This is a genomic window from Kribbella sp. NPDC051718, from assembly GCF_040681515.1.
In the GTDB taxonomy this organism is placed as follows: Bacteria; Actinomycetota; Actinomycetes; order Propionibacteriales; family Kribbellaceae; genus Kribbella.
Window position 1 is genome coordinate 1,170,195 of record NZ_JBFAYZ010000001.1, and the last position, 22,380, is coordinate 1,192,574.

A 22,380-nucleotide genomic window follows, 5' to 3' on the forward strand; every position below is an offset into this window, starting at 1 on the left:
TGACGCCTGAATCCTACCGACCACCGCCCGATCTGCCCGCATCGGCGACTATTCACTCAGTACATACATCGTGTGTATAGTCGTTCTCATGGCAACCGCGGAGCTTGTTCTGGGCTTGCTGGCGGACGGCCCGGCACACGGGTACGACGTGAAGCGCGGCCACGACGCCTGGTTCCCGGACAACCGCCCGCTGGCGTTCGGGCAGGTCTATACGACGCTCGGCCGGCTGGCCCGGGACGGCCTGGCCGAGGTGGTCGACCGGGGCTCGGAGGGTGGGCCCGAGCGGACCGTCTACGCGATCACCGACAAGGGCCGCAAGCACCTCGGCGACTGGCTGCTCGATCCTGTACCACCGGCCTGGGGCAGTGCCGACGAGATGCTCCGCAAGCTGGTGGCCGCCGTACGGACCGGCGGTGACCCGACCGAGTTCCTGGCCAGGCAGCGGGCGAGCCACCTGCGCCGGATCCGCGAACTCAACGCCACACCGGCCGGGGACGACCCCACCTCACCGCTGGTCCGCGAGTACACGGTTGCCCATCTCGACGCCGACCTGCGCTGGCTCGACAGCGTCATGGAGCGCATCACCGAGCAGAAGGAGCCCCGCCGATGACTGCACTGGAACTGCGTGACGTCGAGTACAGCTACCGCCGCAACGTCGCCCTGCGTGGTGTAACCCTCGCCGTCGCTTCAGGCGAGGTAGTCGCGATCACGGGAGCCAGTGGCGGCGGCAAGTCCACCCTGCTGCACTGCGCGGCAGGCATCCTCCGGCCGGACAGCGGGACGGTCACGATCGACGGCCAAGACTTGTCGGTGTTGACCGAAGAGGAGCGCAGCAAGTACCGCCGCAGTCGCATCGGTGTGGTCCTGCAGTTCGGCCAACTCGTACCGGACCTGTCGCTGGCCGATAACGTCGCACTGCCGCTGCTGCTGGACGGCCACAGCCGCCAAACGGCGCGGACGTCGGCTATCGAGTGGCTCGACCAGGTGGGCGTCGCCGACGAGGCAGAGGCCACTCCGGCCGAGCTGTCGGGCGGGCAAACCCAGCGAGCTGCCGTGGCCCGAGCGTTGATCACCGGGCCGGCCGTCGTACTCGCTGACGAGCCCACCGGGAGCCTGGACAGCCGGGCCGGGCAGGAGCTGCTCGACGTACTACTCAAGGCGACCCGGGACCGCGGGGCCGCGCTGGTGATGGTCACCCACGACAACCTGATCGCCGCCGTCGCCGACCGTGAGGTCCGCATCCGCGACGGAGTGATCCAGCACGAAGTGAGGCTCACATGAAGCTCTCGACGGCCATTCAGCTCTCCCGGTCCCGTACGCCGGCCGACCGCAGCAGGATCCGGCTCACCACCGTGGCGATCGGGTTGTCCGGCGCCCTTGCGATCGGCGCCATCCGAATCGGCCGGCTCGGCCCCGGCGATCTGCCGAAGGACACCTACAGCAACTACCTGGCCGAGGGGGGCCTGCGGAACGGCGTCATCACGGTGTTCGTCATCCTGGCCGTCCTGGCGGCCGGGCTGGCCGCTCAAGCACTGCGGATCGGCGTCGCGGCTCGCGAGCGACGGTTGACCGCTGTCCGGCTGGCAGGTGGGACTCCGAGGCAGATCAAGGCGCTGGGCGCGGTGGATGCCGCATTGGCCGGGCTTGCCGGTGGCCTGCTGGCCGCTCCGATCTACCTGGCCCTGAGCTTGGTGTTCGCCGCTCTGCCGCGGATGGCCAGGCTGCTACCGGGAGCCGACCTCTTCGACCTGCCGGCCTGGCTGGCCTGTGCTCTGTTCATCACCGCGATCGCGGCGGTCACCGGCTGGATGCTGACCATCGACCGCAGCCCGGCCGACCCGAAGCCCTATCCCAACGGTCTGCGGCTGGCGATGGCCCTGGTGACGATCCTGCTGGCGCTCTCCTTGATCACCGGGCCGTTCAGCATCGGTTATGCCCTTGTTCTCCTGGTACTTCCGGTCTTCGCCCTACTGGGCGGATCCCGGATGACCGTCGGCATCGGGCGCCGCCTCACCAGGTCCGCGGCACCACTGAACGTGCTCGCCGGAGCACGGCTGATCGCGGACTCGCGCCCGACCGGCCGGATGAGCACGCTGCTGGCCTGCTGCGGCCTGGTCGTCGGATTCCTGGCGAGCAACATCCTGGACCTCATCGTGAGACCGCTCCCGCTCAATGAGAATCTCCGCCAGAACCTCGGTCGAGTACCGGTGGAGTCGACCAATGCGGATTTCTATCTCACCGGCTTCGCCTTCGCGACAATCGGTCTGGGGCTGATCGTGGCGACGGCCTTCGTCGTCCTGCTCGTCGGTGTCGCCGACCAGCTCGTCGACCATCGCCGCGAGCTCGCCTGCCTGACCGCGTTCGGGGTCGATGCCCGGTTCCTGCGCCAGGTCCTCGAGCGGCAACTCGCCGTGGCCGCCTGCCCCGCGCTCGCGGTCGGGTTGTTCTTCGGCTTCGTGATGGGTCCGGCCATCAGCTTCCAGGGGTTGAGCGGAACCGCCGTCGGGCCACCCCTGCTGGCCCTGGCCGGCCTGTTGCTGGCCGCTGTCGGCGCCGGCCTCGGTCTCCTCGGCGCCCGTCTCGCGGGATACGTACTGCGGAACCACGTCCAGGACGCGCTGGCGCCCGGGAACCTCCGGGCCGCCTGATGAGCACCGCGCCGATGGTCGTGCACAAGCCCGGACTCCTGCTCGGGCTGCCGAACCGGATCACGCTGGTCCGGACCGTACTGGCGATGCTGATCGCGACCGTGGCCTTCGCGACCGGCGACCTGGCCTGGCTGATCGCGGGCTACGCGGCGTACTGGATCGGCGACATCGCCGACGGTGCGGTCGCCCGGCACCGCGACGAGGAGACGGTCGCGGGTGCCGTCTTCGACATCGTCTGCGACCGGGCCTGCTGTTTCCTGCTCGCCGCCGCGTTCATGGCCACCTATCCGGCGGTGATCGGACCGCTGGCGATCTTTCTGATCCAGTTCGGGGTGCTCGACATGATGCTGTCGCTGGCCTTCTTGCTCTGGCCCGACTGCATCAGCCCGAACTACTTCTACCGGATCGACCGGCACATCTACCGCTGGAACTGGTCCAAGGTCGCCAAGGCACTGAACACCGCCGCAGTCGTGGTGTCGCTGCTGATCGCCTCCTGGATCGACGCGGCCTGGCTGCCCTACGAGGTGGCGCTGGCGGGTGTGGTGGTCAAGGTGGTGTCGCTGGAGCGGCTGGTCGCCATCGTGCGCGGGCGGCGGGCCGCAGTACCGGCTGTGGCGTAGATGGCTGTGGCGTAGATGACAGGGCGAGGTGGTGCTATGTCCCGTGCCGGGGGCCGGGATGGGACATAGCCTCGACGTCATGTGGGTTTGGCAACTGGTGCTGGCGATCGGATTCGGGATCGGATCCGCGGTCATCCCTGTGCTGAACGCCGAGGTCTACGTGCTCGGGGTCGGTGCCTCCGGCAAGCTCGATCCGGTAGTGGCCGCTATCGGGGTGTCGATCGGGCAGACGATCGGCAAGGTCGCGATGTTCCTCGCCGTCCGGTACCGGCCGGGCTATGCGGCGAAGAAGGACAAGGCGCCCAAGCCGGTCGACCTCGAGACCCGCCGCGGCCGGTTCGTCCAGTGGAACCGCGACGTCAGCAAGCGCCTGCTCGACGCGCTCAGCGACCGGCGCTGGGGCATCCCGGTCACGCTGCTGAGCTCGTCGGTCGGCATCCCACCCCTGTACGGAGTGGCGCTGATAGCGGGCGCGAGCCGGATGGGCGTGGTCAGTTTCTCCCTGTCCGTCCTGGCCGGCCGCGCCGCCCGCTTCATCACCCTTGCCCTGGGTGTCAGCCTCTTCTAGCTACAGCGGTAGCTAGCGGCCTGCTTGGGGTCTCCGTACCCCTTGTACTTCGAGACGCTCGGGTAGGCGCACAAGTCGCGGTGCTCGGTGCCGTCGACCGTTGCTGCTGGCAACGTCGCAGGTGCCTGCCCCTGCTCGACCCACTTGACCAGCGAAGCCAGCGGATCGGTCGGCGTGATGCCACCGCCGCAGTGACCGGCTCCCGGCGCCAGGAAGAGGCGGTAGGAGTCGTTCACCCGCGTACTACCGCCCAACTCGCGCTCGACCCGCTTGCGGTAGTCGACAGTGCCCAGTGCCGGGATCAGCGAGTCCGAGAGCCCGTGCCAGGACAGGAGCTTGCCACCGGACCGCCGGAAGGCCGACAGGTCCGGGTCGTCGCTACCGATGACCTCGTTGTACTGCGCCTGCGACTGCCGGAACAGCTTGGCGAACTGGCTGTAGGTGACCTTGCTGGTGTCGAACGCCGGATCCAGCTTCACGAAGTCGCGCACCCAGCTGTCCGGTACTACGAACGGCACCGCCTTCCCATCCGTCGTAGCCGCCAGCCCGTCGAACGACGAACCGCGGGTCAACCCGTACCAGAGCCCGCGCGGCCCGTCCCAGATCTTGCGGACGACCCGGGCGTCGGCAGCAGTGATCGTGATCGGCTTGCCATCGCAGAGCACCGTCTGGCCGATCAGCCGCTCCGGCGCCCAGGTGCACTTCTGCGGCTGGTCGATCACGCCATTGACCACACCGTCCTTCGAATCACACGCTTGCACCGCGGCCTTGTTGAACTCGTCGAAGACACAGGCCGTCGGATACGTGTGCTCCTGGTTCATCACCACGGCCGGCCAGATCGCGGCCACGCCCCAGCGGTCCCAGTTGACCGCGGGCGACTGGGCGAGGATGCCGTCGAAGTCATCCGGGTGCTGTTGCGCCTCGATGTATCCCTGACGGCCACCGGTCGAACAGCCGGTCCAGTAGGAGTAGTTGGCGGCATGTCCGTAGTACTGGTTGGTGACGGCCTTGCCGACGGTCGCCAGGTCGTGCAGGGAGCGGGAGGCGAAGTTCAGTAGCAGCGCCTGGTTGACCTTGCCGTCCTTGAGCGCCCAGGCGTCCGCAGTGAACGGCGAGGGGCCGACACCGGCGTCGGTGGAGGCAACGGCGTACCCGGCCTTCACTGCGTTGGTCCACGGGATGCCGAACTCACCGGCCTGGTAGGCGCTACCACCGAGCGCCTGGAACCTGCCGTTCCAGCCGGTCTTGGGGAGCCAGACCACGGTCTTGACGTGGTCCCCCGCGCCCGGGTGGCTGAGCTGGACAGTGACCTCGCAGTACGCCGGTACGCCGGTGACCGGGCCGCTGGGGAAGGGCGGGTTGGGCGGGATGACGACCGTGCCGCCGGGCTGGTCGACCCCGGTCAGCGAGTCGATGCGGACACCCTGCGGGGCCTTGATGGAGACGGTGGAGCAAGCGGTGGCGGTACTGGCTGCGGTGGTCGCGGCTGAGCTGCCAGGCAACGGCATCAGCACGGCCAGCGGGACGACCGCCGCCAAGATGGTCAGGATTCGTTTCATGGTGCCAACCACACCAACTGCCGGCAGCGGCAACCAGGGATACTTTGTCCTGTGATCCAGCCCACTCTGAACCGGGCGCTGCTCGCAGACTTCCTGCGAACCCGCCGGGAGCAACTCCAGCCGGAGGACGTCGGTCTGCCCCGGGCGCCGCGTCGCCGGTCGAGCGGGCTGCGCCGGGAAGAGGTCGCGGAGCTGGCCGGCCTGTCGACCGACTACTACAGCCGGATGGAGCAGCAGCGCGGTCCGCGGCCGTCCGAGCAGCTGCTCAACGCGCTCGGCGAGGCCCTGCGGTTGTCGGACGACGAGCGCAACCACCTGTTCCGGATCGCCGGGTATCCCAATCCCCCGCAGTACCTGCACGACCGGCCGGCCGACAACCTCGTCCGGGTGATGCGGCAGCTCGAACACACGCCGGCGCAGATCTGCAGCCACCTCGGCCGGACGCTCGTCCAGAACCGCCTGGCGGTCGCCGTCTTCGGGGATCACTCCCGATTCCGGGGCTTTCGGCGGTACTGGGCGTATCGATGGTTCCTCGAGCTGGAGGAGCGCGAGCTCTACGCGGTCGAGGACCACGCGGTGATCGGCCGGGCGATCGTGGCCGAGGTGCTCGCGACGCACGGCGCCGATCCGTCAGCGCCGGAGGCGGGTGCGCTTGTCAACACCTTGCTGAGCAAGAGTTCTGAGTTCGCCGAGGTCTGGGCCGAGCATCCGGTCTTCGCGCAGGACTGGCCGCGGCTGCACCTGAACCATCCGGACGTGGGTGCGCTGGAGCTGAACAGCGACTTCGTCGTCGACGCGGACCGGTCGCAGTTCCTCGCCGTCTTCACCGCCGATCCGGACGGTGCCGACGAGGAGAAACTGCGCGCGCTGGCCAAGCTCAGCGACGACTTCGTCTGGTGAGCCTCAGCTGAACTTCTGGCCGGTGAGGCTCTCGTAGGCGTCGATGTACGCCGACCGCGTCCGCTCGATCACCTCGGCCGACAACGGCGGCGGCGCCTCCCCCGAGTGGCGATCCCACCCCGAGTCGAATTGCAGCCAGTCGCGCACGATCTGCTTGTCGTACGACGGCTGCTGCTTGCCCGGAGCCCATTCGGCGGCCGGCCAGAAGCGGCTCGAGTCCGGCGTGAGCACCTCGTCGGCGAGCACGATCGTGCCGTCCGCGCGCCTGCCGAACTCGAACTTGGTGTCGGCCAGGATGATCCCGCGCTGCTCGGCGCTCGCGTGCGCCCGCGAGTAGATGTCGAGCGTGAGCTTGCGCAGCGCCCCGGCCAGCTCGGCGCCGACGGTCGCCACGACCGCCTCGTACGAGACGTTCTCGTCGTGTTCGCCGAGATCCGCCTTGGTAGCCGGGGTGAAGATCGGTTCGTCGAGGCGGGATCCCTCGACCAGTCCGGCGCGCAGCGGAATGCCGCAGACCTCGCCGGTCGCGTTGTAGTCGACCAGGCCGGTGCCGCTCAGGTAGCCGCGGGCGACACACTCGACCGGCAGCATCTCCAGCTTCTCGCAGATCACCGCACGGCCCGCGACCTCGGCCGGTATGTCGGTCGAGATGATGTGGTTCGGCACGTCGAGCTGCTCGAACCACCACAGGCTCATCGCGGTCAGCACCTTGCCCTTGTCCGGGATCGGCGTGTCCAGGATCCAGTCGAACGCGCTCATCCGGTCGCTGGCGACCATCAGCAGGTTGCCCGACTCCAGCTCGTACAGATCCCGGACCTTGCCGGAGTGGAGATGCTTGGCACCGGGGATCTCGACAGCCTGCGGAGGTGTGATCACACCGGCGATTGTTCCACCTTGCGACGCTTGGCCAGCAATCCGGCTGTTTTGCCGCCCATCGCCAGCACTGCGTCACGGACTGTGCAGGCGAGTTTGCTGTCCAGTTGGCCGATGACGCCGATCTGGTGTGAGCGCTTGACCAGCTTGGTCGTCGCGGGGCGGCGCTCGGCGTCGTACGCGCTCAGGTCCTTGCCTGCGCGGAGTACGCGGGCGAGAGCGCCGGCGTCCTCGATCGCCGAGCAGGCGCCGCGGCCCATGTTGGGCGTCATCGCGTGCGCTGCATCGCCGAGCAGGAGCACGCGCCCGTGGACGAACGGGAGCAGCGGCGTCGGCAGGTCGTAGATGTCGTTCCGCAGCACGGCCCGGGTGGCCGCGAGCAGCGCGGGAATCGGCTCATGCCAGTTGGCGAACAATTCCTTGACGTCGTCGTCTGCACCGCCAGGCTCCCGATTTGCCGTTGCGTACCAGTAGATCCGCCCGTCGATCAGCTTCGCGAACCCAAACCGTTGCCCACGGCCCCAAGTCTCACCCCCACTGTCCTCGACCTCCACTTCAGCAATCCCCCGGTACGCCGTATAGCCCGAGTACCGAGGCCCCTTGTACTCCGAAGCCAGCAACCCCCGAATCCCCGACCGAATCCCATCAGCCGCAACCACCAACTCAGCCCGATACTCCGCCCCGCCCGCCCCCACGCTGCCCGACGCCGCCCCGGCCGGCCCAGCCCCGCCCGACCCCGCGCTGGCCGGCGCGACGCTGGTCGCCGTGACCGTGACGCCGTCCGAGTCCTGCGTGACCCCGGTGACCGTCGTGCCGGTGTGGATCGTCACGGCCGACCCGAGCCGATCCCTGATCAGTTGGTGTAGTTGCGCGCGATGCAGCATCACCGGCAACTCGATCCCGAGCTCGGCCGCCTCGACGATCCACCGCCCGTCCCACCGGCGCATCCCGGCCGCCTCGCCCAGCCGCGCGGCCTTCGCGACCCCCTCGACCCCCAACTCCTCCAGCACCGCAGCAGCGCCCGGCCAGACCGAGATGCCCGCCCCGACCTCCCCCAGCTCCGCCGCCCGCTCCAGCATCGTGACCTGCCAGCCGCACTGCTCCAGCGCGACGGCCGCCGTCACCCCACCGATCCCCGCTCCCACCACGATCGCTGTCCTCATATCCCATGACTCTACACCTGTAGAGTCGACCTGAGTAGAGTGTCCCCGTGACGAAAAAGGTGCCGCTCGGCGAGGACCGCCGGGCAGCCATCGCGGACGCAGCCATCCAGCTCGTGGCAACCCGGGGCCTGCGCGGGCTCACCCACCGCGCGGTCGACGAGGAAGCCGGCCTCCCACCAGGCTCGACGTCGTACTACCTACGCACCCGCGGCGCCCTGCTCACCGCCTGCGTCAACCGCATGCTCGAGCGAGACCTCGCCCGCGGCTCACTGGCGCCACCGGCCGACCTCGACCTGGAAGAACTGATGGTCAGGATGGTCGTCGACCTGGCTCGCGACCGCCCGTACGACCTCATCGCTCGGTACGAGCTGTCCCTGGAGGCGAGTCGCCAACCAGAGCTGCGCGACGCGATCACCCAGGGCGGCCGACTCCTCCGTGAAGTACTCGCGGACATGCTGGCGGCATTGGGCATCCCGGACGCCGACACCGCCGCCTGGCCGGTCGCCGCGATGATGGACGGCCTGCTCTACGACCGGGTCGCGGGCGCCGGTACGACGCTGTCGGTCGAAGCCTTCGAAAGCTCGGTGCGGCAGGGCTTGGCGGCACTGTTGAACGGGCTGCGACACGTGTAGTACGGCGAACCACTGACATCAACTCTAACGTGGAAGTCACTTCCGTATTTAGCTGCTGCCGTCGTAGTCAGAGCTTGTCGGTGAAGGTGACGAAGGTGAAGTAGGCGCTGCCGGCGACCACGCCGAGATGGCCGAGCAGGGACAGACCGGCGCCGTTGCCCCAGGCGTCGGTCGCCTTGTCCCTCGCGTGTTTGCTCGCGCTCGGCAGCCAGCGGGCCAGCAGCAACAACCCCACCAGCGACAGCAGGTACCACCCGGCCAGCGCGCCGATCGCGATCTCTTTCCGCCCGGTGACCATGGCAACGATCCAGGCGATCAGCGTCAGCACGCCGACGGTCGTATGCACTTTGACGAAGGCGGCCGAGAAGCTCGCGACCCCGCTGGATCGCGACGTGCCCTCGGGATCACCGCCCAGCCGGACACGCGTGAGCAGCACGACGACCGCCCCGAGCGCGGTCAGGAACCAGGTGACGTTCGACCATTCCACGCCCCGATCCTTACCCGCAATTCACTCGAACGAACGCTTGAGCGTGTCGTCCGCATCCTGAGACACGGCCGACACGCTCAAGACCACCCGCCTAACTGGTCCGAGTCTGCCCGGGCACCGTCCCGGTCCCTTGCTGCCCTTGCCCCGGTACGACGCCTTGCTGCCCCTGCTGCGGCACCGTCCCTTGCCCCGGTACGGTCCCCTGCCCCGGGAACTGCCGGAACCCACCGCCGCCGGGCCCGAACTGCGTCGGCGTAGTCCCACTGGAACCACCCCACGCGTGCCCGACAGCCGTCCCACCCAGGAAGGCCAGCACCGCCAGCAACGACCCGGCCCCGGCGAGCACCAAACCACTCGGCCGATTACCAGCAGACTTCTCAGTTGTCGTCTGTTGCGGGGCACTGGCCTGTACCGGAACCTGGTGCTGGCCTGCCACCCACGGTGGGACCGGAGCGTTGGTGTGGTTGGTTGTCTCGGTCATTCTGCTGCTCCCGTTCACTTGCTGGTGAGGTCGTAGACGGTGGTGCTGCCCACGGTCTGAGCGGTGTAGTTCTGGGCGACCCAGGTGCTGATCTCGCTCGAGGTACCTCCGCGCCCGCCGCCGAAGCCGCCACCGGAGCTGCCGACGAAGTAGTGCACCTTGCCCTGGGCAACCAACTGCTGGAACTCGGCGAGCGACGGCGCCGGGTCGGTTCCGTTGAAGCCACCGATCGACATGATCGGCACCTCGGCCGCGATCTGCAGCGGAGCCGCCGCATTCGAGGTGACCGCCGCAGCTGCCCAGGTGTACCCGTTGGCGCCCTGCTGCAACAGCGAGACCAGGTCACTGGACACCCCGCTGATCCCGCCACCGCCGAGGAAGCCACCCATCCCGCCGCCGCCCTGAGTGCGGCCAGTCGGAGCGCCCTGCGCGGTAGTACCGGGTGCTGTTGTCGTGCCGGGTGCAGTAGTAGTGCCCGGTGCGCCGTTGGTGGTCTGTCCAGGAGGCGTACCCATCCGGGCGCCGCCGCCAAATCCACCGCGGCCTCCAGCACCAGCAGGTCCGGCGGTCGGAATCGCACCGGCGTGCGTCGTACTGATCGTCTGCACTGAGTACGCCGCCGGCCCAGCCAGCGCCGTCAACGCGAGCAGCGTCGCCGCGAACAGCCCGGTACGCCGTACCGCCGTCCGATGCAGCGTCAACTCAGGCAGCACCAGTACCAACCCGGCAGCCATCACGCCCGCGACCAGAATCGACCAGCGCAACCACGGCATCCAGGTCGGCGAAGCGTTCAGCAACGAGAAGCTCCACCCGGCGGTCAGCAGCGCACCACCGGCGAGCGTTGCCCGCGGCAACCACTCCGTGCGCCGACGCCACAGGACCATCGCCGCGGCGCCGATCAGCGCGCCGATGGCCGGCGCCAACGCGACCATGTAGTAGCTGTGGATGATCCCTTGCATGAAGCTGAAGACCAGCCCGGTCACCACCAGCCAGCCGCCCCACAGGATCGCGAAGGCCCGCGTCCGGTTCGTCCGCCCGCCCTTACCCGCGGCGACAACCAGTACGACGGTCGACAGCAAGGCAGCCGGCAGCAACCACGCGATCTGACTCCCGAACTCGCCACCGAACAACCGCTGCAGACCCGTTGCGCCACCCCAGCCGGGGTTGCCGACTCCACCGCCGACCGATCCGGTCTCGTTGCCGGTCAACCGGCCGAGCCCGTTGTAGCCAAGGGTCAGTTCCAGGATGCTGTTCGTCGACGACCCACCGATGTACGGCCGCGCCGACGCCGGGATCAGCTCCACGATCGCGATCCACCAACCTGCGCTGACGATCAGCGCACCCAGCGCGATCAGGCTGTGCACGATCCGCTTGCCGAGCGCCGGCTTGCCCGCGATCAGATACGCCAACCCGAACGCCGGAAGTACCAGGAACGCCTGCAGCATCTTCGTCAGGAACCCGAAGCCGACCAGCGCACCGGCCAGCGCCATCCACCGCCACGCGTACTTCTCCGAGTCGATCGCCCGGGTCACCGCCCAAGCGCCCATCACCAGCAGCAGGATCAGCAACGCGTCCGGGTTGTTGAACCGGAACATCAACACCGCCACCGGCGTCAGCGCCAGCACGGCACCCGCGAGCAACCCGGCATTGGCCGAGAACCAGCGGCGTACCGACACATAGACGAAGCCGACGCTCGCCACGCCCATCAACGCCTGCGGAACCAGCATGCTCCACACGCCGAACCCGAAGATCCGACCGGACAACCCCATCACCCACAGCGAGGCCGGCGGCTTGTCGACGGTGATGAAGCTCGACGAGTCGAACGCCCCGAAGAACCAGGCCTTCCAGCTCGTCGAACCCGCCTGCACGGCGGCCGCGTAGAACTCGTTGGCATAACCGTTCTTGGAAAGGCCCCACAGGTAGGCGATCGCGGTCAGTACCAGCAGGCCGCCGAAGAGCGTCTTGTCCCGGCTGATCGAGTACGCCGTGACGCGCGCCTCCGGCCGGCTGCGTTTGGCGCGCGACGGCGCCGCTGTCGTCGGTTCGGTCAGAGTGCTCATCAATTGCTCCGGGTGCTGTCGAGAACCGCCGGGGGTTCGAGAGTGGGGAAGGTGGGCGCCTCGTCGTCGAAGACCCAGGCCTGGAAGAGGCTGAAGCGGACGATCGTCGCGGCCAGGTTGGCGGCCGTCAGGACGACGATCTCGACGCTGTGCGCCGGTACTGCGACCGCCGTGTGCAACAGCCACAGCGCCGAGGCGGTCAGCGCCCAGCCGATGCCGAACGTGACGAGTCCGCGCAGTTGATGCTTGGTGCGGTTCTCCACACCCCGTACGCCGAACGTGACCCGGCGGTTGAGTGCGGTGTTCCCGATCGCGGTGATCAGCAGGGCGAGGACGTTCGCGACCTGGGCCGGCATCGCGTGCCGCAAGGCCAGGTACAGAAGGATGTATGCGAGCGTGCTGACCACGCCGACCCCGGCGAAGCGCAGTACGCGAGCGGCCAAAGCGGTCCGCGGATCAGCGATCGGGGGCCGGCCGAAGGTCTGCCGAACCGGCTCGAGCGGGATTCTTCCCCGGCCGAGGTTCTTGCTCAGCCGGGCGATCCCGCGCAGATCCTCGACGACGGTCTTGGCGATCGCGACCCGCGAGTCGAGGTCGTCGACCCAGTCGACCGGTACTTCGTGGATCCGCAAACCGGCCCGCTCGGCAAGTACCAGCAGCTCTGTGTCGAAGAACCAACTGGTGTCCTCGACCAGTGGCAGCAACTCGACGGCGACGTCACGGCGGATCGCCTTGAACCCGCACTGCGCATCCGAGAACCTGGTGCCCAAAGTTGCCCGCAGCAACAGGTTGTAGCCACGCGAGATCGCCTCCCGCTTGGGCCGCCGGACCACCCGCGACCCGCGCGCCAGCCGCGACCCGATCGCTACATCGCTGTGCCCCGCGAGCAGCGGTGCGACCAGCGGGAGCAAGGCATTGAGGTTGGTCGAGAGGTCGACATCCATGTAGGCAAGGACTTCTGCCTGGCTGGACGACCACACCTGCTTCAGCGCACGACCACGCCCCGGCTCCTCGATCCGGACGATCCGGACCCCCGGCAGTTCGGTCGCCAGCAGCGCCCCGATCTCCCAGGTGGCGTCGGTACTGCCGTTGTCGGCGATGCAGACCTCGGCCGGAAACGGGAACGCACTGTCCAGAAACGCGCGCAGCCGCCGAATATTGGGACCGAGGTCGTACTCCTCATTGCGAACGGGTACGACGATCTCGACCCGAGGATGACCTGATGTCTGCATGCCTCCGATGCTGTCCGCCGAACCTTAGCCACTCCCTGTGCCCGGCTGGGAGTTCGCTGGCAGAGTCAGTGCTGAGCGGTGCGACGCAGCCAGAGCAGCCCGAGGATGGGGAGGACCAGCGGGACGTAACCGTAGCCCTGGCCGAAGTGGGACCAGACGGTGGCGTCGGGGAAGTCGTCGGGCACGGCGTAGCTGAAGGCGCCGATGCCGACGACGCCGATCAGCTCGATGATGATCGCGACCGTGGCGACCTTACGGGAGACGATGGTTGCTTTGGCCAACGCGAAGGTGGCGGCGCAGTAGATGATCGCGGCAAGGGCCGACAAGAGATAGGCGATCGGGGCGTCGGAGAACTGGGTGGCGATCTGTACTACGGCCCGCCCGGTCGCCGACAGCGCGAAGAGGCCGTAGACGGCGATCAGGATTCGGCCGGGGCCGTGCCGGGTCGCCGATGCGTCCGCCATCTCAGACCGCCCACAGGTCGTGCAGCCGGAGCTCGAGCACCGGGATCACGAGGCAGGCGATCGCGAGCGCGCCGGCACCCCAGCGACTGCTCTCGGTCAGCGCCCAGAGCGCGCCGATCGGGAGGATCAGCAGCGAGCCGATCAGATACCCGACGAAGAACGGCCCCGACACATCGCGATCCGTGCCGACCAGCTGGACGATCCCGACCACCAACTGGCCGACCAGCAAGACCTCGATCACGCCGGTCAAGCCGAGCAACGGCCAGTTGATCCGGCGATCCAGCCCCGCGATCGACAGCGCGAAAATCGTCGCGCCCAGCGACAGGGCCACCAGGACCAAGGTCAGCGGTTCGTACACGAGCTAAGTGTCTCCTGCCGGGTGGGCACTAAAGGATGTCACCTGGGGTGTAGGCGGCGGCCTCGGGGTAGCGCTTCGCCAGGGCGTCGATGGTGGCGACGACCGAGTTGACCTGGGCGACGGCAGCTCCGGTGAAGGACAGCGGCTCGCCGACGATGCCGACGATCTGCTCCTCGGTCAGCCCGAGCCGGCCGTCCTCGCCGAGCCGGTGGAACAGGTCGTTCGCCGGAGTCCCCTTGCGCAGGTCGAGCGCCACCGCGACGGCGTGCTCCTTGATCACCTCGTGCGCGGTCTCCCGGCCGACCCCGTTCTTGACCGCGGCCATCAGCACCTTCGTGGTGGTGAGGAACGGCAGGTACCGCTCGAGCTCACGGGCGACGACCGCCGGGTACACCCCGAATTCGTCCAGCACCGTCAGGAACGTCTCGAACAACCCGTCCAGCGCGAAGAACGCGTCGGGCAGGGCTACCCGGCGTACGACGGAACAGAAGACGTCGCCCTCGTTCCACTGGTTGCCGGCCAGCTCGCCGGTCATCGACGCGTACCCGCGCAGGATGACCGCCAGCCCGTTGACCCGCTCGCAGGACCGCGTGTTCATCTTGTGCGGCATCGCGGACGACCCGACCTGGCCCTCCTTGAAGCCCTCGGTGACGAGCTCGTGCCCGGCCATCAGCCGGATCGTCGTCGCCAGGCTGGACGGCCCGGCGGCGAGCTGGACGAGCGCCGAGACGACGTCGTAGTCGAGGGATCGCGGGTACACCTGCCCGACACTGGTCAGCACCCGGCGGAAGCCCAGGTGCTGCGCGACCTCGGACTCGAGCCCGGCGAGTAGCTTCTCCTGGCCGTTGAACAGGTCGAGCATGTCCTGCGAAGTACCGACCGGGCCTTTGATGCCGCGCAGCGGGTACCGGTCGATCAGGTCCTCGAGCCGGGCGATCGCGACCAGCAGCTCGTCGGCCGCCGAGGCGAACCGCTTGCCGAGCGTGGTCGCCTGCGCCGCGACGTTGTGCGAGCGGCCGGTCATCACCAGCGCCGCGTGGTCGGCCGCCTTCTGACCGAGCTGGACGACGGTCGCCACCGCCCGATCGCGAACCAGCTCGAGGCCGGCCCGGATCTGCAGCTGCTCGACGTTCTCGGTCAGGTCCCGGCTCGTCATGCCCTTGTGCACGTGCTCGTGCCCGGCCAGCGCGTTGAACTCCTCGATCCGCGCCTTCACGTCATGCCGGGTGACCCGCTCCCGCGCCGCGATCGACTCCAGGTCGACCTGGTCGATCACCCTGCGGTAGTCCTCGATCACCCCGTCCGGGACGTCAACCCCGAACTCCTGCTGCGCCCCGAGAACCGCCAGCCACAGCTGCCGCTCCAGCACGATCTTGTACTCCGGTGACCACAGCTCCGCCATGGACAGGCTGGCGTAACGCGCAGCAAGAACGTTCGGGATCCGGGGCTTACGAGGAGTCGGCACGTACCCCATTCTCTCTCAACCTCAACGCCCCACGGTCAACAGGGCACAGGAGGAGCCACCGAGGCGGGTTTGAGCGTCATGTTCCCGTCGTACTGCGATCCGCCGGACACCAGGCGCCAGACCACCAGCCCCGCCACGGCCACAACCACGATCAGGGCCAGCACTCGGAGCCGGCGGTCTCGCATCATCCGGACAGCGTGCGGACCGGCGGGTCAGCGCCAGAGCCAGCGGAAGTACTGGTCGAGGGGCTCTGGGGGTGGGGTCTGGGTGGGCGGTGGCGGCGGCGCGATCGGGTGTGAGTCGCTCGGGGCGATCTCCTCCACAACCAGCATTGTCGGCATACCTATGTACATGCGCCGAATGCCCGAAAAGTTGCCTGTGGTGAAAAGTTTCTTCAGACAGCTTCCCGCAGGAAATAAGTAACGGTCGCAACCCGCTCCGCCAGCGCGCCACGGACAGTGAGAATCGGTACTCCGCTCGCCGTCACCCAAGAGTTGAGATAGCTCTCCAGCAGCGCCTGGAACTCGGTCGTGATCGGCGCATCGGCCGGCAGCGGGAACTCGACCGGCACCCAGACGATCAGGTCGTACCGCTCACCCAGGGTGGTCCAGGTGTCGATGGCGACCCCCTCGGCGAAGCCGCGGAGTACGGCCGCGTCGTCCGGCAGACGGGCCAGGACGTAGGCCCACTCGTGCAGGACCGAGCCGTCCGAGATGAAGGCGTCAGCCCCAGCCTCGCCCCGAACCCGCTCCCACGATCGCCGTACTGCGAGTTGGCAGATCTCCGCCGCAGAGCAGTCGGCCAATTCCTTCCGATGACCCGGTCGTGGATCCCGCATCGGGCTGAGCTGGACGACGCCGATCCCGGTCTGCGCCTGGAGCGCGTTGGCCAACGTCGTCTTGCCGGCGCCATGCGCACCGACGAGCGCGAGCCTCACTCGCTGCCGCCCGGATCGAGCAGCTCGAAGGAACCGAGCTCACGCTGCGCCCAGCTGATGTCGTCGAACCTGGTACCGATCACCACGCGTGATCCCAGCAACGCCATGAACGGCGCGTCCGAGTGATGGTCGCCGTACCCGATCGAGTCAGCCAGGTCCGCATTGCGGCGCCGGAGCAGATCGCAGACCGCCTGCCGCTTGGCCTCACCGACGAGCGGGAGCTCGACCTCGCCGGTGTAGCGGCCGTCGAGGACCGTCGGCTCGGTGCAGATCACCTCGGCCTGCGGGAAGCGCCGGACGATCGGTTCGAGAGCCGGCCGGAAGGAGGCCGACAGGACGACCAGGTCCCGGCCCGCCGCGACATGCCGGGCCACGTGCGCGATCACGCCCGGGTGGAAGAAGCTGCGGGGGCCGAGCGCTGAACTCGACCAGTCGAGGGCGAGGTTCGCGACCTCGTCGACCTCGCGATCCTGCCACCAGGTGAAGTACCGGCGGTTGGTGAACTCGCGGGGAGCGCCGCGCTCGCGATGGGCTCGCAGGTCGGCGAGGAAGGTCTCGCCGCGTTCGCGGATGTTGCGGCGGCGGGCGTCGAAGCGGAGCAGCGAGAAGAGTGAGTTGATCCGGAGCAGCGTCCCGTCCGCGTCGGCGATCACCAGCCGCGGACGAGCCGACCGGCCGGTGGTCGGGATGGCGTCGAAACCGTCTGGAGCGGGACGGGTGGGGGCCACTGGGGGATTCTCCGTTCGTGGTCGTGACAGCCCCGGCCCAGGGTGATGAGCCCTGGGCCGGGAGCAGGACTAGACGCGTTCCAGTTCCGAGCGGGTGTCGATCAGGTCGTAGTCGGCCTTGGCCCGGGCGACCGCCTCCTCGATGCTGATCACGGTCGGCAGGTCGTAGTGGCCGGTGATCGAGACCAGGCGTTCCTCGACCGTGCCGCCGGCGGTGAAGGTCGGGATGCCGAGCTTGTCCACCTCGGCCTGGATCATCTCGTCGGCCAGCAGCCGGAACCGCTCGTTCACCGGACGGTGGCCGTCGGCAACCATCGGGAACTCGATCGGCAGCCGGACGAAGGCGTCGTAGTTGGCCAGCGCGTGCTGCTTGGCCGGTACGCCGAGCTTGTCGATCACGTCCTCGAAGTACCGGATCTCGTCGGTCCGCTCGACGTTCTCCATCGTCGTGTTCGCGGTCGGGTTGACCCCGACGATGACCCGGACGGTGCCGTAGATCCATTCGTGGATGGACGATCCGTCGGAGATGAAGCTGTCGCCCAGGTGCGACTCGTTCACCGCGCGCTCGGTGTTGCGGCGGGTGATCAGCATCAGGATCTCCGACCCCGTGCACTGCTCGAGCGTCTTGCCCGGCACCGAGATGGGCAGCAGCTCCCGCATCGTCTTGGCCGCGCTACGGGGGATGCCGGTGTAGTGGGCCAGAGCCATCGTGGTGATGGTCTTGCCGGTCGAGTACGTTCCGGAGACTGCTAGTCGCATGAGATGTTCTCCAGTGTGAGTGGTCAGACCTGATGGGTGTCAGGTAGGCGGTGACCGACGGAACAGGTGACAGTCATGGCATCCCCGACGCCTGCGACGATGTCGGCGCAGCGCCAGGGACTTCCTTCGAGCCGGACGATCCGGGACCGGCCGAGCCGGGTGTGCAGAAGCGAGCGCTGCGAGGTCCGCAGCGGACGGTCGACGCGGAACGACGTCCGGCGGGTGAACAGGCCACCGGACCCGGACTCGTCCAGCCCGTCCAGCCGGGCGAGCAGCAACTGCCCGAGCTGAACCGCCCCGACGAACGCGTCGATGAAACAGACCTCCCCCACCTCGTCACCACCGGATCGGTCGGCGGTGACTTCGAAGTCGGCTTCGGCTTCGGCGGGACTGCGAGAGGTGACACTGGTCAGCGCCACCGTTCGGCGCTGGTAGGCGAGCTCCTCCCCCACTCCGAACAGCGACGGCAGCCGCTCGGCCGAGTCGACGTCGACCAGACTGCTGGCCTCAGTGGGCCGGACGACCTGCCCGACCGCCGTGATGTTGCCGATCGAGGCCTCGACGGTCAGCGGGCCACCGTGCTCGTCGGACAACCTGGCGTGCACCGGGAAGTCGTCGAGCGGCGACCCGAGCGGCTTGGCCGAGGCCCGGAGATCAAGCGCGGTCATCCGGGTCTCACGAGCCGCCTCGGGGCAGTACCGCGCGGCCACCAGGCCCACCAAGGCCTCGGTGACCAGCGCGACCGCGTCCGTCGTACTGAGTTTGTCGCCGGTCACCGAGCCGTGACCGGCCAGCCTCGAGGCCTGCGCGTCGTGACGGACCTGGACCTGGCCGATGGTCGGCCCGGTCTGCTTGTAGCCCGTTCCGAAGTACCGGCCGGCCGCGGGGCCGAGCGCATCGTCGATGGACTGCCAGTAGTCCGTCGGCAGCTGCGCTGTGTTCGTCATCCAGCGACCTCTGCCTCGGCAGTCTCAACGGTCTGGACGGGCTCGGCTGGTGCAGCCGTTGCCCGGGGCACCTTGTAGAGCACGGCGATCAGGCCGGCGACGACCGCGAGAGCCAGGGCATCCACCAGCAGACCGGTGTGTACGCCGTCCAGGATCCCGTCCTTGGTCGCACCGGCCGTCGCGCCCGCCGTGATGGCGATGGCGGCGAGGATCGGCGTACCGAGGGTGAAGGCGACCTGTTGCGTCATCGCGCTCAGCCCGCCGGCCAGGCCCTGCTCGCTGTCCGGCAGGCCGGACGTCACGGCGACGGTGTAGGAGACGATCGCCAGTACGTGCCCGAAGCCGCCGAGAGCGGTCGCCACCAGGATGTGGACGTAGCCCGCCGCGAACGAGTGACCGAGCAGCACGAAGGTGGCGGCGGTCGCCCCCTGCAACAACAGGCCGAAGACGAGGGTGTTGCGGGCGCCGATCTTGTTGATGATCTTGGCGGCGACCATGCCGCCGGTGAACGCACCGGCGCCGAGGACGGCGAAGGCGATACCGGTCAGGAAGGCCGAGCTGTCGAGCACCCGCTGCAGGTAGATGGTCAGCAGGAAGACCTTGCCGCTCTCCATCGAGAACGTCAGCAGGCCACCGAGGTTGCCCAGGGCAACCGATGGGCGCTTGAGCACGGTGACGGCGGCGAGCGGGTGCGGGGAGCGCGACTCGATCAGCCAGAAGAAGCCGAACAGGACAGCGGCCGCGACGAGCAGGATCCACACCTGCGGGGAACTCCAGCCCTTCGCCTCGGCGCGGGAGAAGCCGAGGACGAGGGAGAGCAGCGCGAGCGAGATGGTGACGGCGCCGGGAACGTCGAGCTTCTGCCGGATCGGCTCCGTGGACTCCTTGATCAGCGCCGGGGCGAGGACCAGGACGAGCAGACCGACGGGGACGTTCAGGAAGAAGGTGAAGCGCCAGCCGAGCAGGTCGGTCAGCACCCCGCCGAGCACCGCGCCGACGGCGAAGCCGAGCGACAGCAGCGCACCGTTGAGGCCGAGCGCCTTGTTGCGCAGTGGGCCTTCCGGGAACGAGGTGGTCAGCAGCGCGAGGGCAGCCGGGGCGGTGACAGCCGTCGCGACACCCTGCAGGATCCGGGCGACGTAGACCAGGGTCGGCTCGTTCGCGAACCCACCGATCGCGGACCCGATGGTGAGCAGGGCCATCCCGATCAGGAACATCCGCTTGCGGCCGTAGTAGTCGCCGATCCGGCCCATCAGGAGCATCAGGCCGGCCGCGGAGAGCGCGAACAGCGTGACGATCCAGGAGAGCTCGGCGGGCGTCATGTCCAGGTCGTCGCCGATCACCGGCAGAGCGACCGTGACGATCGAGAAGTCCAGGGCGAACATGAACTGGGCACCGAGCAGCAGACACATGATCAGGCGCTGCCGGCCGGTCAGGGTTTCGGTGGTCATGCTCTCAGGTTGACGACCCGCGCCGATCCCATCCAGAGCGTCCTGATGGGGGTACTGCGCACTACCTGGCTAGCTGCCAGGCTCCGTTGGCCACGGTGCCGAAGACGACATCGGCGAAGTGAACGCCCGCTCCGATGACCCCGGGTTGCTGGAGATACTCCAGTGTCATCGCCCTCGACTTGAGGGAGCTGGCCGGGTCGGCCTCGAAGCAGGAGTTGAACTCCGGCCTGCTGACCTGGACCGGACTGTGCATCACATCGCCGAACACCAGCAATTGCTGGCCTTCTCGCTCGATCAGGTACGACGTATGGCCGCGGGTGTGCCCCGGCGATGCCAGTGCTGTCAGGCCTGGGAAGAGTTGCTCGCCGTCGGTCAAGCCGTGAAAGCTCGATGGGGCTTCCAGAGCACCGGCGCAGTGCGGCCGCTCGGTCAGGCTCGTGCCGGGCCAGCCGGCCATCGCCCAGCCGGTGTGGTCGTCGTGCAGGTGGGTGAAGAGGACCGCGTCGACGTGGGCGTATTCCTCGGTGTACTCCGCGAGGCCGCCGCCGGTGAGTTCGCCCAACGACGGGTGGGATTGCTCCCGCGCGAGCCGGCGTGGACCGTAGCCGGCGTCGATCAGGACGACCCAGTCCGGCGTACGGACCAGCAAGGCACCAATGGATCCGGTGAGGTACCCGGTTGGCGTGAGCAATTCAGGCGGGATGGCGTCGAGGTCGGGGAGGCTGAACCAGCCATGGGGTTCGAGCTCGACGCGGCCGTCGGGGAGGTAGCTGATCTCGGCGTCGCCGAGCGTGAAGGTGCGGTGGACCGCGCTGGCGGCCCACCGTTCGCCGGCGGTCACTCGGCGGCCAGCGAGGCCAGCGCGGTGGCGGTCGGGGTGTGCGGCTTCGGGTGGTAGACGAAGATCCGCCGGTCGTCGTCCACGACAGGGCGCAGTACGTTCGCCGAGAAGCTCATCCGGCCTGCTTCCGGGTGGTCGAAGACAAGGTCGAGGTGCGGCGCAACGCCAACCACATAAGACTTCCAGAGGTGCTCGAAGACCGGCGACTGGGCAGCCAGCCGGTCGACCATCGCGCCGAACTCGGGGTCGCCGGCGAACCGGGCGGCCTGCTCGCGGAACTGCGAGATGAGCATCTTCGCCGTTGCCTCACGGAACGGATACCGCTCGGCGACCGATTCGTCGACGAAGAATCGCTCCAGGCAGTTCGTGCCGGCGCTGGCGCCGAAGACGACCTCGCCGAGGCGGTTGCTGGCCAGCACCGTCCAGTACCGGTCGACGCAGTACGCCGGCCGGTCGGCGATGCTGTCCAGCAACTCCCGTACGTGCACGGATTCCGGGCCTTCGGGCGTCGTCGACGGACGTTCGTGGCCGGCCAGGTCGAACAGGTAGTCGCGCTCGGCGTCGGTCAGCCGCAGCACCTTCGCCACCGACGCGAGGATCTCGGCGGACACCGAGATGTCCCGCGCCTGTTCCATCCACGTGTACCAAGTGACGCCGACGTTGGCCAGGACGGCGACCTCTTCGCGGCGCAGCCCCGGCGTACGGCGACGGCGGGTCTCGTGCGGCAGCCCGACCTCGTCGGGGGTGAGCCCTTCGCGGCGGGCCCGGAGAAACCCGGCCAGCTCGGACCGGCGATAGCGATCCGAACTGTGCCCACGGGCAGTGTCAACGGCGGTCATGTGCGGCTCCTGTCCCCCCAGCCATCGAACCGTTCGGTGGAGCGATGATCTCACGGAACCGGTTCCGGTTCGACACGTTCCGCAAACGTCTCACCACTGCCCGCAGGCACCTGGTGCTCAGGACGCCGGCGTCAGCAGGGCGCCGACCGCGGCCCCTGCCTGGGCGATCGTCTGATGGCCGCCGAGGGTGCCTTCGGCGATCGGGATGCCGAGCTTCTTCTCCAGCATCAGCGCCATTTCCAGCAACGCCAGCGAATCGATCGCGACGTCTTCGAAGACGGTCGACTCGGTCAGCTCGTCGGCCGGTACGTCGTACTTGGTGATCAGAATGTCGAGGATCTGGGCGGTCACGTCAGCGGACATTGTTT

Annotated in this window: 26 protein-coding genes; 7 read left to right on the top strand and 19 right to left on the bottom strand. The window is 68.4% G+C overall.

All coding sequences use genetic code 11. The features are described 5' to 3' along the window. Window positions 1–88: 88 nt before the first annotated feature. The 5 genes from AB0M15_RS05755 to AB0M15_RS05775 all read left to right on the top strand — a co-directional run bounded on the left by AB0M15_RS05755 (window position 89) and on the right by AB0M15_RS05775 (window position 3,836). Window positions 89–610, top strand: a complete 522-nt coding sequence (locus tag AB0M15_RS05755) for a PadR family transcriptional regulator (RefSeq protein WP_363814253.1) — start codon at window positions 89–91, stop codon at window positions 608–610. Further along, a complete protein-coding gene (locus AB0M15_RS05760; RefSeq protein WP_363814255.1) occupies window positions 607–1,281 on the top strand; it encodes an ABC transporter ATP-binding protein in 675 nt (224 codons plus the stop codon). Before AB0M15_RS05755 ends, AB0M15_RS05760 begins: the two co-directional genes overlap by 4 nt. Beyond that, complete coding sequence (locus tag AB0M15_RS05765) at window positions 1,278–2,648, top strand: FtsX-like permease family protein (protein WP_363814257.1); 1,371 nt, start codon at window positions 1,278–1,280, stop codon at window positions 2,646–2,648. The genes AB0M15_RS05760 and AB0M15_RS05765 overlap by 4 nt, the downstream gene beginning before the upstream one ends. Then, window positions 2,648–3,268 carry a CDP-alcohol phosphatidyltransferase family protein gene (locus AB0M15_RS05770; protein ID WP_363814259.1) on the top strand — a complete coding sequence of 207 codons (621 nt, stop codon included), beginning with the start codon at window positions 2,648–2,650 and terminating at the stop codon, window positions 3,266–3,268. The genes AB0M15_RS05765 and AB0M15_RS05770 overlap by 1 nt, the downstream gene beginning before the upstream one ends. Before the next feature lie 79 nt (window positions 3,269–3,347). After that, window positions 3,348–3,836: a hypothetical protein gene (locus AB0M15_RS05775; RefSeq protein WP_363814260.1), complete on the top strand. Its 489-nt coding sequence runs from the start codon at window positions 3,348–3,350 to the stop codon at window positions 3,834–3,836. Here the strand turns inward: AB0M15_RS05775 and AB0M15_RS05780 are convergent. Continuing rightward, window positions 3,833–5,395 carry a tannase/feruloyl esterase family alpha/beta hydrolase gene (locus AB0M15_RS05780; RefSeq protein WP_363814262.1) on the bottom strand — a complete coding sequence of 521 codons (1,563 nt, stop codon included), beginning with the start codon at window positions 5,393–5,395 and terminating at the stop codon, window positions 3,833–3,835. The two genes, AB0M15_RS05775 and AB0M15_RS05780, sit on opposite strands and share 4 nt — an antisense overlap. A 51-nt stretch (window positions 5,396–5,446) precedes the next feature. On the opposite strand from AB0M15_RS05780, the gene AB0M15_RS05785 reads away from it, so the two are divergent. Further along, window positions 5,447–6,295 (top strand): helix-turn-helix transcriptional regulator, encoded by an 849-nt coding sequence (locus AB0M15_RS05785; RefSeq protein ID WP_363814264.1) that lies wholly within the window; start codon window positions 5,447–5,449, stop codon window positions 6,293–6,295. Window positions 6,296–6,298: 3 nt separating this feature from the next. On the opposite strand, the gene AB0M15_RS05790 is transcribed toward AB0M15_RS05785, so the two are convergent. Together AB0M15_RS05790 and AB0M15_RS05795 are read right to left on the bottom strand one after the other, a co-directional pair. Continuing rightward, window positions 6,299–7,171 (bottom strand): phosphoribosylaminoimidazolesuccinocarboxamide synthase, encoded by an 873-nt coding sequence (locus AB0M15_RS05790; protein WP_363814266.1) that lies wholly within the window; start codon window positions 7,169–7,171, stop codon window positions 6,299–6,301. Next, window positions 7,168–8,331, bottom strand: coding sequence for an FAD-dependent monooxygenase (locus AB0M15_RS05795; protein ID WP_363814268.1), 1,164 nt, complete (start codon window positions 8,329–8,331; stop codon window positions 7,168–7,170). Before AB0M15_RS05795 ends, AB0M15_RS05790 begins: the two co-directional genes overlap by 4 nt. A gap of 47 nt (window positions 8,332–8,378) precedes the next feature. On the opposite strand from AB0M15_RS05795, the gene AB0M15_RS05800 reads away from it, so the two are divergent. Next, window positions 8,379–8,963: a TetR family transcriptional regulator C-terminal domain-containing protein gene (locus tag AB0M15_RS05800; RefSeq protein WP_363814270.1), complete on the top strand. Its 585-nt coding sequence runs from the start codon at window positions 8,379–8,381 to the stop codon at window positions 8,961–8,963. 67 nt (window positions 8,964–9,030) lie between these two features. On the opposite strand, the gene AB0M15_RS05805 is transcribed toward AB0M15_RS05800, so the two are convergent. The 16 genes from AB0M15_RS05805 to AB0M15_RS05880 all read right to left on the bottom strand — a co-directional run bounded on the left by AB0M15_RS05805 (window position 9,031) and on the right by AB0M15_RS05880 (window position 22,375). Then, window positions 9,031–9,450, bottom strand: a complete 420-nt coding sequence (locus AB0M15_RS05805; protein ID WP_363814272.1) for a hypothetical protein — start codon at window positions 9,448–9,450, stop codon at window positions 9,031–9,033. A gap of 91 nt (window positions 9,451–9,541) precedes the next feature. Then, complete coding sequence (locus tag AB0M15_RS05810; RefSeq protein ID WP_363814274.1) at window positions 9,542–9,931, bottom strand: hypothetical protein; 390 nt, start codon at window positions 9,929–9,931, stop codon at window positions 9,542–9,544. Window positions 9,932–9,945: 14 nt separating this feature from the next. Beyond that, window positions 9,946–11,991: a glycosyltransferase family 39 protein gene (locus AB0M15_RS05815; RefSeq protein ID WP_363814276.1), complete on the bottom strand. Its 2,046-nt coding sequence runs from the start codon at window positions 11,989–11,991 to the stop codon at window positions 9,946–9,948. Continuing rightward, window positions 11,991–13,223, bottom strand: a complete 1,233-nt coding sequence (locus tag AB0M15_RS05820) for a bifunctional glycosyltransferase family 2/GtrA family protein (protein WP_363814278.1) — start codon at window positions 13,221–13,223, stop codon at window positions 11,991–11,993. The genes AB0M15_RS05815 and AB0M15_RS05820 overlap by 1 nt, the downstream gene beginning before the upstream one ends. Before the next feature lie 65 nt (window positions 13,224–13,288). Further along, window positions 13,289–13,687: a hypothetical protein gene (locus AB0M15_RS05825; protein WP_363814280.1), complete on the bottom strand. Its 399-nt coding sequence runs from the start codon at window positions 13,685–13,687 to the stop codon at window positions 13,289–13,291. A 1-nt stretch (window position 13,688) separates the two neighbouring features. Next, complete coding sequence (locus AB0M15_RS05830; protein ID WP_363814282.1) at window positions 13,689–14,045, bottom strand: hypothetical protein; 357 nt, start codon at window positions 14,043–14,045, stop codon at window positions 13,689–13,691. A gap of 28 nt (window positions 14,046–14,073) precedes the next feature. Then, window positions 14,074–15,519 (bottom strand): adenylosuccinate lyase, encoded by a 1,446-nt coding sequence (gene purB / locus AB0M15_RS05835; RefSeq protein ID WP_363814284.1) that lies wholly within the window; start codon window positions 15,517–15,519, stop codon window positions 14,074–14,076. Between the two features lie 26 nt (window positions 15,520–15,545). Next, on the bottom strand, window positions 15,546–15,698 hold the full coding sequence (locus AB0M15_RS05840) for a hypothetical protein (RefSeq protein ID WP_363814286.1): 153 nt from the start codon (window positions 15,696–15,698) through the stop codon (window positions 15,546–15,548). 206 nt (window positions 15,699–15,904) lie between these two features. Continuing rightward, window positions 15,905–16,447, bottom strand: coding sequence for an AAA family ATPase (locus AB0M15_RS05845; protein ID WP_363814288.1), 543 nt, complete (start codon window positions 16,445–16,447; stop codon window positions 15,905–15,907). Then, on the bottom strand, window positions 16,444–17,175 hold the full coding sequence (locus AB0M15_RS05850) for an HAD-IB family phosphatase (protein ID WP_363814290.1): 732 nt from the start codon (window positions 17,173–17,175) through the stop codon (window positions 16,444–16,446). The genes AB0M15_RS05845 and AB0M15_RS05850 overlap by 4 nt, the downstream gene beginning before the upstream one ends. Before the next feature lie 69 nt (window positions 17,176–17,244). Further along, window positions 17,245–17,934 (bottom strand): AAA family ATPase, encoded by a 690-nt coding sequence (locus tag AB0M15_RS05855; RefSeq protein WP_363814292.1) that lies wholly within the window; start codon window positions 17,932–17,934, stop codon window positions 17,245–17,247. 23 nt (window positions 17,935–17,957) lie between these two features. Further along, the gene (locus AB0M15_RS05860) at window positions 17,958–18,881 is read right to left on the bottom strand and encodes an AvrD family protein (RefSeq protein ID WP_363814294.1); all 924 of its coding nucleotides are present in this window, start codon (window positions 18,879–18,881) and stop codon (window positions 17,958–17,960) included. Next, entirely contained in the window at window positions 18,878–20,332 is a 1,455-nt protein-coding gene (locus tag AB0M15_RS05865; protein ID WP_363814295.1) for an MFS transporter, read from the bottom strand. The genes AB0M15_RS05860 and AB0M15_RS05865 overlap by 4 nt, the downstream gene beginning before the upstream one ends. Before the next feature lie 61 nt (window positions 20,333–20,393). Then, window positions 20,394–21,173, bottom strand: a complete 780-nt coding sequence (locus AB0M15_RS05870; RefSeq protein ID WP_363814297.1) for an MBL fold metallo-hydrolase — start codon at window positions 21,171–21,173, stop codon at window positions 20,394–20,396. Continuing rightward, complete coding sequence (locus AB0M15_RS05875; RefSeq protein WP_363814299.1) at window positions 21,170–22,012, bottom strand: helix-turn-helix transcriptional regulator; 843 nt, start codon at window positions 22,010–22,012, stop codon at window positions 21,170–21,172. The genes AB0M15_RS05870 and AB0M15_RS05875 overlap by 4 nt, the downstream gene beginning before the upstream one ends. 117 nt (window positions 22,013–22,129) lie before the next feature. Next, window positions 22,130–22,375 (bottom strand): phosphopantetheine-binding protein, encoded by a 246-nt coding sequence (locus AB0M15_RS05880; protein ID WP_343974746.1) that lies wholly within the window; start codon window positions 22,373–22,375, stop codon window positions 22,130–22,132. Between the last annotated feature and the right edge of the window lie 5 nt (window positions 22,376–22,380).